Here is a 9795-nt window from a genome sequence, read left to right on the forward strand (position 1 = left end):
CCAAGTCCACGCTCTATGACGCGGGAACCGGCATCGGCATGATCATCAGGCCCCCGACCGGCCGGGCGCTGCCCCCGCGGGTCTACGACGAGCTGTTCAGCGGCGTTGACCTGCTGCCGACGCTGCTGGGCCTGCTGGGCGTGGACGTTCCGGCCGACGTCGAGGGCGTATCGCACGCCCGCGCCCTCCTCGCGCCCGACCCGCACACCGTGCCGGTCCGGGACCACGTATACACGACGAAGACCTATCACGACTCGTTCGATCCCATCCGCGCGATTCGCACCAAGGAATACAGCTACATCGAGAATTACGCCCCGCGGCCGCTGCTCGACCTGCCGTTGGATATCGAGGAGAGCCCGTCGGGGGCAGCGCCCGGCCGGTCGGGGGCCTGATGATCATGCCGATGCCGGTTCCCGCGTCATAGAGCGTGGACTTGGCGCGGGGAAACGCTGGGCCGTGGTCGGTGAAGAACACCACCCAGGTGCTGTCATCGAGTCCCGACTCGGCCAGCGTGTCCAGCAGGCGGCCGACGGCGGCATCGGCCGTCGTGATCGACCCGTAGAAGCTGGCCAGGTCGTCGCGCACCTCGGGGGTGTCGGGTAGGTAGTCGGGCGGGTCGACCCCGGCGCTGTCCGCCGGCTCGTAACGGTCCCGGGGATAGGGCCGATGCGTCTCGAAGAACCCGGCGGTCAATAGGAACGGTTGGCCCGCGAGGTCTTCGGTGCCGTCTCGCAGCCAGTCGGAGGCCCGGTCCACCACGTATTCGCAGTAGGAGTTCGAGACGTCGAACTCGTCGAAGCCCAGTCGCTGGGGGTAGGAGGTCTCGTGCTGCATGCCGAAAAGCGCTGAGTACCAACCCGCATCGGTCAGTATCTGGGGCAGGGTGCGCACGCCGCTTCGGTATTCCCAGCCGTGATGCGCCAGCCCGATCAGGCCGTTGCTCTGCGGGTAGCGGCCGGTGAACAGCGACCCGCGCGACGGCGAGCACAGCGGCGCCGTGGCATGCGCCCTGGTGAACCGGATGCCCTCGGCGGCAAGGCGGTCCAGGCGGGGGCTGTCGACGTCCGGGTGCCCGTAGACGCCTAGGTAGCGGCCCAGATCGTGCCAGTGCACGATCAAGACGTTGTCTTTCCGGTCGGCTTCTTCGCCCGGCGCCAATTGCGTCACCTCTCAACTCGCCCGCGACCGGCGACGATACCGCAGCTAGTCGGGCGAAGGCGCAGGGATCCGACTCCAGCGGTTCTCGCAGACGAACTCCGACAGTGGCCGGGCGACAGCCCAGCCGTCGAGTTCCAACGCCGGCCGATCGGGGAATTCCGGCACCGGGCCCAGGCACAGGATGGCCACCGGCTCCGCCCCCGGGGGCATGTCGAGCAACGACGCCAACCGCTGCGGATCGAACAGCGAAACCCAACCCATGCCAAGGCCTTCGGAGCGCGCGGCCAGCCACAGATTCTGGATCGCGCACGAGACCGACGCGAGGTCCATCTGCGGCAGTGTCCGGCGGCCGAACACATGCTTGTCCCGGTCGTCGCACAGGGCCACCACGAGCAGCTCGGCGCACTCGAGGATGCCTTCGACTTTCAGCGCGAGAAACTCCTCGGCCCGCTCGCCCAGGGCCGCGGCGGTGAGCGGGCGCTCCTCGTCGACGAGTGCGTGAATGCGCCGCCGCAGCGAGTCGTCGGTGATCCGGACGAAGCGCCAGGGCTGCATCAGGCCGACGCTGGGCGCCGCGTGGGCCGCCTGCAGCAGGCGCGCCAGCACGGCCTCGTCCACCGCCGCGCCGGGTGAGAACTTCCGCATGTCGCGCCGTTCCGAGATCACCCGATAGACGGCCCGGCGCTCCTGCGGGCTGAAGGCCTGCTCGCTCACGGGAGTCATCGTAGGAAATCCGCGTTAGCGTGAACCGTGTCCGCGACACGCACCGGGTGAACACCCAGGAAAGGAGTGTTCCGTGAAGCCCTTTGACCTACTCGACCGGCCGCCCACCGACGGGGCCGCGGGTCGCGTGTACGGCGAGCCCTATCAGACACCGGACGGCACCACCGTCATCCCCGTGCTCAAACCGCTCGGCGTCTTCGTCGTCCACAACGGCGAAGCCTCCTGGAAGCCCGCCGTGGACGGGAACCGCATCGCGCTGATCGGGGTGATCACCGGCCTGCTGGCGGCGGTGATCGGCAGCCTGGCGGTGCTGCGCCAGCCGCCCTGGCCGCGGATGACGATCACGGACTATAGGTAACGCCGACCGCACGGAACACGTACTCGGGCGGCATGTCGAAGGCCAGGGACCGGCGCGGCAGGCCGCTGAGCACCTCGTCCGGAATGGCCGCCTTGTAGTGCAGCGACAACTCGCCGCTGAACTTCGGGTCGACCTTCGCGACGTCGACGTCGACCTGCAGGCCCGTCGACGAGATCTCGACCCGCGCCGCGCCGGTCTGCGGCGCGTCCCAGCGAACGTCGACGGTCGGGCCGGCCAGCCGCGGCAGCATGGACAGCGTGGCCAGCACCCGCTCGGAGGTGAACGCCAGCGAGCCCGTGTAGCTGGCGACACTGTGCGGCAATCGCACGCCCGGGATGGCGCCCTTGAAGCGCCGGGTCACCGCCACGAAGTCGGCGAGGTAGCGCACGCCTTCCGCCTCGAGCTGCGCGTAGACGTCGTCGGGCAGCTTGCCGATGCCGAGCAACCTGCGGACAAATACGGCCATGACGCCAGTATGGCGCGGGCCGGGCGACAGCGTGGTCGGGCCGCCGGACGCTGCGCGGAGCCCGGCTGGTATCCGTGGGATATGACCCGAGCGCGGACCATGCCGGCCCTGTGCGTCGCCCTGGTCGCGGCGGCCGTCTACGCGCTGATGTGGGCGGGCTACTCGCAGCACTGGCACTGGCAGCAGCGCCTGGATTGGTCGCTGCTGAACGCCGCGCGCGACGGCGCCGTCAAACACCCCTTGTGGGTGCGATTCTGGGCGGACGTCTCGTTCGCGCTGGGCCCGGTCCCGTTGCGCGTGCTCGGCGCGGTGGCGGCGACCGGCGCCCTGGTGGCGCGCCGGGTGCGGGCGGGGTTGTTGCTGCTGGCCTGCGCGCCGCTCAGCGGGCTCGTGACGGTCGCGGCCAAGGCGCTGGTGGACCGGCCGCGGCCGTCGACCATGCTGGTGCCCGCGGCCGAGACGTCGTTTCCGTCCGGGCACGCACTGGAGGTGACGGCCGCGCTGCTCGCGGGGTTGTCGTTGGTGTTGCCGACGATGAACCGGCTGATGCGCACCGTCGCGGCCGCGATGGTCGCCCTGAGCGTGTTGGCGGCAGGCGTCTCGCGGGTGGCGCTGAACGTGCATTACCCGTCCGACGTGCTGGCCGGCTGGGCGCTGGGTTATCTGTATTTCCTGTTGTGCGTCACGGTGATTCGTCCCCCGCGCGCGGCGCTCTCCCGAAAACCGTGCGACGCGGGCGATTTGGTCACGGCGCGGTGACCTAACCGGGTCTGAAGCTTTACTTGACCTTGCGCTGCACGGGTTCGACGATTGAGGTCATGCGCCGACTGCTCGCTTCGCTGTTCGCTTCGGCGTGCGCGTTTTTCGTGGCGCTGGCAATGGCGCCGATCAGCGGCGCGGCCGGCGCCCCCTGGTTCGCGAACGCCGTCGGCGATGCCACGCAGGTGGTTTCGGTGATGAGCACCGGCGGATCCAACGCGACGATGGACATCTATCAGCGCACGGCCGCCGGCTGGCAGGCGCTGCGGAGCGGGATTCCCACCCACGTCGGTTCGGCGGGCATGGCTCCGCAGGCCAAGAGCGGGGTGCCGGCCACCCCGATGGGGGTCTACACGCTGGACTCCGCGTTCGGCACCGCGCCCAATCCCGGCACCGGGCTCCCTTACACGCAGGTGGGGCCCAACCACTGGTGGAGCGGCGACGACCACAGCCCCACTTTCAACTCCATGCAGGTGTGCCAGAAGGCGCAGTGCCCGTTCAACACCGCCGAAAGCGAGAACCTGCAGATCCCGCAGTACAAGCACGCGGTCGTGATGGGCGTCAACAAGAACAAGACCCCCGGCGGCGGTGCGGCGTTCTTCTTCCACACCACCGACGGCAAGCCCACCGAGGGCTGCGTGGCGGTCGACGATGCTCAGCTGGTGTCGATCATGAAATGGCTGCGGCCCGGCGCGGTCATCGCCATCACCAAGTAGCGCGCGTCAGGCGTCGGTGGCCACCGCGCGACCGGGTTTGAGCGTGAAGTTCATGCCCTCCAACGACATTGTGGCGTCGTAGGTTCGGTCGTATCCGGTCCCGCAGATCTTCCAGCCGGCGTCGGTGCGCCGGTAGGTGTCGCGGTAGAAGGCGGCACCGATCAGCATGAAGTTCAAGTCGGCGACGATCACGCGGTCCTGCAGATACCAACTGCCCGTTGCCGTGTCGCCGTCGACGACGATGTCCGGATGGGTCACCCGGTGCTCGGTGATGACGTTGGCGGGCAGCGACGTACGCATGTACTCGACCAGGTCGTCGCGGTTGGTGAAGTGCAACTCGTTGCCGATCGACGGTCCGTAGTCGGCCTTGATGTCCTCGGCGAGTGTGTCGGCGAAGTCGTCCCAGTGCTTGGTGTCCAGCGCGCGCAGGTACCGGTACTTGACCTGCTTGATGGCTTCGATGTCGGCGAGATCTTGAGGGGTCATCAGGTCATTGCAGCACACGGGTCACCCGCCGCCCGCGCTCGCATCGAAGAGCCGTCGCCGAGACATAGACCACGGTCACCATGCGCGGCGTGTCGTGTGCGTGGTTTAAGTGTCGCGGCAGCCCTGCGTGTCGGACAGGTAGCGGGTCACCATGTCGATCAGAGCCCGTCGCTCCAGGCTCCAGTCGATCGCAGTCCCGGTGACCATCTGCGCCAGCACCACACCGCGCAGCGTCGCCCAGATCACCTCGGCCACACCGGCATTCGCCGGATCCGCGGTGATCAGCCGACCCAGCTGACCGATCGCGTCGTTCATCTCCAGCAGGTGCCTCCGCGGGGACTCGCCGGGCCCGCCGCGCGTCGCCCGCAGGATCTCGAGCGCCGCCATCGAAGTCGGGCTGCTGTAGCAGCCCCACGCCGTGTCGACGACCACCTCGATGCGCTCGCGCAGCGGCAGCGCGCCGACGTCGGCCGACGACAGGCTGTCGATCAGCCGGTCCACCCCGTCGTCCACGACGGCCATCAGCAGGCCGTTGCGATCGCCGAAGTGGTACTGGATGACCCCCCACGTCACGCCCGCGCGTTCGGCCACGTGCTTGGCGGTGGCGGCCGGGAAGCCCTCCTCGACGATGCAGCGGACCGTCTCGTCGATGATGCGCGCGCGGGTGTCGTCGCCGCGCTTGCGCGGCGCGCTGGTGCGCCGGGTGGGGCCGATCGAGCCCGCGGCTACCTGACCTGCGGCGATGGACATCGTTGACTTTATAACATAGTCGAGTCTATTTTTGGGCCGTGAGCCGATCCCGGTACGCGCGGTTGACGCGCGAGCAGCTGGCCGTCCTGGTTCCCGAACTGCTCCTGATCGGGCAGCTGATCGACCGCTCGGGCATGGCCTGGTGCATCAGCGCGTTCGGCCGCGACGAGATGGTGCAGATCGCGATCGAGGAGTGGGCCGGCGCCAGCCCCGTCTACACCCGGCGCATGCAGCGTGCGCTCAACTTCGAGGGCAACGACGTGCCGACGATCTTCAAGGGGCTCCAGCTCGACATCGGCGCCCCACCGCAATTCATGGACTTCCGCTACACCGTGCACGACCGCTGGCACGGCGAATTCCACCTCGACCATTGCGGGGCGCTGCTCGACGTGGAGCCGATGGGGGAGCGCTACGTCTTCGGGATGTGCCACACCATCGAGGACCCGACGTTCGACGCCACCGCGGTGGCGACCAACCCGCGCGCCCAGGTGCGCCCCATCCACCGGCCCCCGCGGACGCCGGCCGATCGCCATCCGCATTGCGCGTGGACGGTCATCATCGACGAGTCCTACCCCGAGGCCAAGAGCATTCCCGCGTTGGACATCGTTCGCCAAACCCGGGCCGCCACATGGGAACTCGATCCGATCGACCGCTCCGACGAGGGCAACGCGGACTACTCCGGTCCGCTGCTGTCCGACTTCGACTTCGCCGGCTTCTCCCATTCGGCGCTGGTCCGGATGGCCGACGAGGTCTGTCTGCAGATGCACCTGCTCTACCTGTCGTTCGCCATCGCGGTGCGCGCCCGCGCCGCCGATGACGCGCAGGCCGTGTCGGTGTGCACCCAGGGGCTCACCGGCATCGCGGGCGTGGCCGCCGAGCGCATACGCCGCGCGCTGGGACTCCCCGGCGGCATCGCGGGGGTGCTCGAGGTCCTCGAACTGCACCCATTGCTGAACCCCGCGGGCTATGTCCGCGCGGAAACGGCGGACCGGCTGGTCGTGCACCGCTCACCGGCCCACGACGATGCCGCCTGGATCGCGCTGTGTTCCCCGGGTTCCGTTCAGCCGCTCCAGGCGATCGCCACCGCCGTCGACCCGCACGTCGAGGTCCGGGTCAGCGGCACCGGCACCGACTGGACCGCGGAACTGGTCGAAACCGACACGGCGGCGGCCGAACTGCCCGAGGTGTCGGTAACGAAGGTCAGCGGCGGAGCGACATTCCAGTTCGAGCCGAGGCGATCGCTGCCGCTGACCGTGGTGTAAGCACGAGCGTCGATTTGTCAAGGGGCCGCCGGTACCGCTTCGGTGACGAGGCGGCATCGACCGGGTACCGATGACGTTGCAAGCCATCGGTTTTGGGCGTGTCCGCGGCTATGGTTAACGCTGGCCACCGACCCCTATAGACGAAGGTTTTCGCTCTATGTACGACCCACTTGGGTTGTCGATCGGGACCACCAACCTGGTCGCTGCGCGTAATGAAAGCCCACCGGTTACCCGGCGCTCGGTGCTGACCCTTTATCCGCACTGCGCGTCGAAAGTCGGTGCGCCCGAAGAGAATTCGTATCCATTCGAGCCCGGCGTGATGATGAAGGGCTTCGTGGAGCGCATCGGTGATTCGGTGGCGCTGGTGTCGGCCGACGGGTCCGCCCACGACCCGGAGCTGCTCACGGTGGAGGCCCTGGACGCGATGGTGCGCGCCGTCGGCGCGGACGCGTCCTGCGCGGAGATCTCCATCGCAGTCCCGGCGTACTGGAAACCCGTTACGGTGCAGGCATTGCGCGACGGGCTGCGGACTCATCTGGGATTCGTTCGCAGCGGCATGGCGCCCCGGCTGGTTTCGGACGCCATCGCGTCGCTGACCGCGGTGAAGGCCGAACTCGGGCTGCCCGACGACGGCGTGGTGGGGCTGCTCGACTTCGGTGGCGGCGGAACCTCGGCCACGTTGGTGAACGTCGCCGGTGATTTCGAATTGGTCAGCGCCACAATGCGTTACGCGGCCCTGTCGGGTGACGAGATCGATCAGGAGCTGCTGCTGCGGGTCTTCGAGGAGCTGGGTCGCGGCAGCGGCATTGATCCGGCCAGCACGGCGGCCGTCGGGCAGCTCGGCGAATTGCGCGAACAGTGCCGGCTGGCCAAGGAACGGCTGTCCACCGACGTCGTGACCGAGATCGCCGCCGTGCTCGGCGAACGCAGCTGCAGCTTCACGCTGAAGCGCGACGATCTCGAAGACCTGATGGCGGACCGGCTGACCGGCTTCATCTACGCCCTGGACGACATGCTGGTGCGCTACCGCAAGAACTGGGGCGACCTGGCGGCGGTGGTAACGGTCGGCGGCGGTGCGCAGATTCCGCTTGTCGCCGAACGGCTTTCGATCCACGGGCGCACGCCGATCCTGACTCCGTCGCAGCCCGCCCTCGCGGCGGCCTGCGGAGCGCTGCTGCTGGCGGCCCGCGGCGAGGAGCTGAGCCTGCGCACCAGGACCTCGATGAGCCTGCTGGCCTCCGCCCACGCCACCGGCGACGTCGTCGACCTCGGGGCCGGCGACGTGCTGGTGATCGACGACGAGGCGCTGACGGATCGTGAGCTGGCCTGGTCGCAGACCGAGTACCCCGGCGACCTGCGGGTGCGGTTCGGCGGCGAAACCTATGACGAGGACGGGCCGTCCGGCTGGTCGATGCGGCTGAACGTCATCGACCCGCCCGCGGAGCGGCCGTGGCGCCGCCTGCGGTTGTCACAGTTGATCATCGGCATGTCGGCCCTGGTGGCGATGACGGCGATCGGTGGCGTGGCCTACACGCTGACCGGGATCGAACACCGCCAGGCGCCGCCGGCGCCCAGCGTCGCACCCCGGCCGGCGCCGGCCAGCCCGCTGGTCCCGCGCACCGTCGCGCCGCCGCCGCCGACGGCCGTGCCGCTCCCGCCCAGTGCCGCGCCGGTGCCCAGTCCCGCGCCGCCGCCGCCCGAACCGCCGCCGTCGCCGCCGCCGTCTGCGCCGCCGCCGGTGGTCATCACCACGCAGGCGCCCCCCGTCTACACCCCGCGGCACACCGCGCCGCCGACCCAGGCGCCCACCACGACCGCCATGACGACGGCCCCGCCGCCGCCCTCGACCACCACCGAGACACCGCCCCCACCGACCACGACCACGACCACCACCACGACGGTGCCGATGACCACCGAGTGGATCCACGTGCCGCTGCTGCCGGTGCCGATTCCGGTTCAGGTCCCGCAGACCCAGGCCCCCCAGGCGCCGGCCCCGCAGTACACGCCGTATCCGCAGTACCCGCAGTACCAGCAGTACCCGGGCAACTCCCAGAATCCCTTCCTGGGCCCGGGCTACTAACCCGCGTCGTTCCTGCTGAGCGCGCTCGACGAGCGCACCCGTTTCCGCGCGGGTAGCGTGGTGTCACCCGGTCGGGCGGGTCTATCCGGCGGTGCCCTCATCGAGGGACCTCGGAAAAAAATCAGCGCAAATCAGCGGACTGCGGAGGCGTGAAGTGGACATCGTGCTTGGGGTCTCGATGGCTCCCGGGACGGTCCGCCTGGTGGTCATCGAGGGCCAGAACGCCGACGGTGTCACCGTCGAACAGGACGAGTTCGGTGGCGCGGTCGACGAGGTCATTGCGGCGATCGGCGGCACCCGCGAAGGTGCGGAGGCGGGCGGCCACCAGCTGGTGTCGACGGGCGTGACCTGGACGGACCGAGCGGACGTCGGCGCGCTACGGGAAGCGATGACCCAACACGGCATGGGCAACGTGATGCTGGTTTCCCCGTTGCTGGCCGCGGCCGCGCTGGCCCAGACGGTCGGGTCCGCGCTCGACTACGCGCACATCGCGATGCTGTACGTGGAGGCCGAGACCGCGACGCTGGCCGTCGTCGACGTCGCCGACGGGTCGATCGTCGACCTGCACCGCAAGCAGCTGGCCAACGCCGGAAAGGAGCCGCTCGCCGCCGAGTTGGCGACGATGGTCGCCGGTCTGGGCGCGCGGGGTGCTCACGCGGACGGCGTGTTCCTGATCGGCTGCGGCGTGGGCATCGTGCCCGTCAAGCCCGCGCTCGAGGCGGCGACCCCGCTCGAGCTGTCGGCGCCCGAGGAGCCGGAGCTGGCGCTGGCCCGCGGGGCCGCGCTGGCCTCGGCGAACGCGCCGCTGTTCGCCTCGTCCACGGCGGCGCTGGCGTACGCGCTCGACCCCGGCACCGGAGAGGTGAGCCCGCGACCGCTCGGCCCGACGTACCTCGACGTCTGGGGCAACGCCGACGCCGAGGCTCTGGCCTACAGCGCCGTGCCCGACGACGACGTGGTCGTCCCGCGCCGGCGACGGCCCATGTTCCTCGCCGGGAGCGCACTGGCCGGCATCGCCGCCATCACCGCCGGGGTGG

Annotated in this window: 11 protein-coding genes and 2 pseudogenes; 7 read left to right on the forward strand and 6 right to left on the reverse strand. The window is 69.6% G+C overall.

Translation table 11 applies throughout. From position 1 onward, the window contains the following. The first annotated feature begins 38 nt into the window (after positions 1-38). Complete coding sequence (locus A5701_RS25545) at positions 39-392, forward strand: hypothetical protein (RefSeq protein WP_369807451.1); 354 nt, start codon at positions 39-41, stop codon at positions 390-392. On the opposite strand, the pseudogene A5701_RS27795 reads toward A5701_RS25545, so the two are convergent. Together A5701_RS27795 and bluB are read right to left on the reverse strand one after the other, a co-directional pair. Next, a pseudogene (locus A5701_RS27795) lies at positions 361-1167 on the reverse strand (sulfatase-like hydrolase/transferase); the annotation flags it as partial. The gene A5701_RS25545 and the pseudogene A5701_RS27795 sit on opposite strands and share 32 nt — an antisense overlap. Positions 1168-1203: 36 nt before the next feature. Further along, positions 1204-1881: a 5,6-dimethylbenzimidazole synthase gene (gene bluB / locus A5701_RS25550; RefSeq protein ID WP_067760805.1), complete on the reverse strand. Its 678-nt coding sequence runs from the start codon at positions 1879-1881 to the stop codon at positions 1204-1206. Positions 1882-1954: 73 nt separating this feature from the next. On the opposite strand from bluB, the gene A5701_RS25555 reads away from it, so the two are divergent. Beyond that, positions 1955-2239 (forward strand): hypothetical protein, encoded by a 285-nt coding sequence (locus tag A5701_RS25555; RefSeq protein ID WP_067760807.1) that lies wholly within the window; start codon positions 1955-1957, stop codon positions 2237-2239. Here A5701_RS25555 and A5701_RS25560 read toward each other — a convergent pair. After that, the gene (locus A5701_RS25560; RefSeq protein ID WP_067760809.1) at positions 2223-2705 is read right to left on the reverse strand and encodes a hypothetical protein; all 483 of its coding nucleotides are present in this window, start codon (positions 2703-2705) and stop codon (positions 2223-2225) included. The genes A5701_RS25555 and A5701_RS25560 overlap by 17 nt on opposite strands. 81 nt (positions 2706-2786) lie before the next feature. Between A5701_RS25560 and A5701_RS25565 the strand changes: the two genes are divergently transcribed. Beyond that, a complete protein-coding gene (locus tag A5701_RS25565) occupies positions 2787-3464 on the forward strand; it encodes a phosphatase PAP2 family protein (RefSeq protein ID WP_067760811.1) in 678 nt (225 codons plus the stop codon). A 19-nt stretch (positions 3465-3483) separates the two neighbouring features. Here A5701_RS25565 and A5701_RS29110 read toward each other — a convergent pair whose 3' ends face one another. Continuing rightward, a complete protein-coding gene (locus A5701_RS29110) occupies positions 3484-3669 on the reverse strand; it encodes a hypothetical protein (protein WP_231969090.1) in 186 nt (61 codons plus the stop codon). Here A5701_RS29110 and A5701_RS25570 point away from each other — a divergent pair. Beyond that, the gene (locus A5701_RS25570) at positions 3584-4180 is read left to right on the forward strand and encodes a L,D-transpeptidase (protein WP_231969088.1); all 597 of its coding nucleotides are present in this window, start codon (positions 3584-3586) and stop codon (positions 4178-4180) included. The two genes, A5701_RS29110 and A5701_RS25570, sit on opposite strands and share 86 nt — an antisense overlap. A gap of 6 nt (positions 4181-4186) precedes the next feature. Here the strand turns inward: A5701_RS25570 and A5701_RS25575 are convergent, their stop codons facing one another. Together A5701_RS25575 and A5701_RS25580 are read right to left on the reverse strand one after the other, a co-directional pair. Beyond that, on the reverse strand, positions 4187-4666 hold the full coding sequence (locus tag A5701_RS25575; protein WP_197499070.1) for a nuclear transport factor 2 family protein: 480 nt from the start codon (positions 4664-4666) through the stop codon (positions 4187-4189). A gap of 105 nt (positions 4667-4771) precedes the next feature. Continuing rightward, positions 4772-5416 carry a TetR/AcrR family transcriptional regulator gene (locus A5701_RS25580; RefSeq protein WP_067760817.1) on the reverse strand — a complete coding sequence of 215 codons (645 nt, stop codon included), beginning with the start codon at positions 5414-5416 and terminating at the stop codon, positions 4772-4774. Between the two features lie 38 nt (positions 5417-5454). Here A5701_RS25580 and A5701_RS25585 point away from each other — a divergent pair, with 38 nt between their 5' ends. From A5701_RS25585 to A5701_RS25595, 3 genes and pseudogenes are all read left to right on the forward strand, one after another. Continuing rightward, entirely contained in the window at positions 5455-6678 is a 1224-nt protein-coding gene (locus A5701_RS25585; RefSeq protein ID WP_067760818.1) for a hypothetical protein, read from the forward strand. Between the two features lie 157 nt (positions 6679-6835). Beyond that, positions 6836-8758 (forward strand): Hsp70 family protein, encoded by a 1923-nt coding sequence (locus A5701_RS25590; protein ID WP_067760820.1) that lies wholly within the window; start codon positions 6836-6838, stop codon positions 8756-8758. A 154-nt stretch (positions 8759-8912) separates the two neighbouring features. Then, positions 8913-9795: pseudogene (locus A5701_RS25595) on the forward strand (hypothetical protein); the annotation flags it as partial.

The sequence above is a fragment of the Mycobacterium sp. E3305 genome, assembly GCF_001666785.1.
Lineage (GTDB): Bacteria > Actinomycetota > Actinomycetes > Mycobacteriales > Mycobacteriaceae > Mycobacterium.

What these genes read in the sequence shown, in the direction of transcription:
- A5701_RS25565 (WP_067760811.1), top strand. Translation starts at nt 2,787, where the DNA reads ATGACCCGAGCGCGGACCATGCCGGCCCTGTGCGTCGCCCTGGTCGCG.
- A5701_RS25580 (WP_067760817.1), bottom strand. Translation starts at nt 5,416, where the DNA reads ATGTCCATCGCCGCAGGTCAGGTAGCCGCGGGCTCGATCGGCCCCACC.
- A5701_RS25545 (WP_369807451.1), top strand. Translation starts at nt 39, where the DNA reads ATGATCATCAGGCCCCCGACCGGCCGGGCGCTGCCCCCGCGGGTCTAC.
- A5701_RS25570 (WP_231969088.1), top strand. Translation starts at nt 3,584, where the DNA reads ATGGCGCCGATCAGCGGCGCGGCCGGCGCCCCCTGGTTCGCGAACGCC.
- A5701_RS25590 (WP_067760820.1), top strand. Translation starts at nt 6,836, where the DNA reads ATGTACGACCCACTTGGGTTGTCGATCGGGACCACCAACCTGGTCGCT.
- A5701_RS25560 (WP_067760809.1), bottom strand. Translation starts at nt 2,705, where the DNA reads ATGGCCGTATTTGTCCGCAGGTTGCTCGGCATCGGCAAGCTGCCCGAC.
- A5701_RS25575 (WP_197499070.1), bottom strand. Translation starts at nt 4,666, where the DNA reads ATGACCCCTCAAGATCTCGCCGACATCGAAGCCATCAAGCAGGTCAAG.
- bluB (WP_067760805.1), bottom strand. Translation starts at nt 1,881, where the DNA reads ATGACTCCCGTGAGCGAGCAGGCCTTCAGCCCGCAGGAGCGCCGGGCC.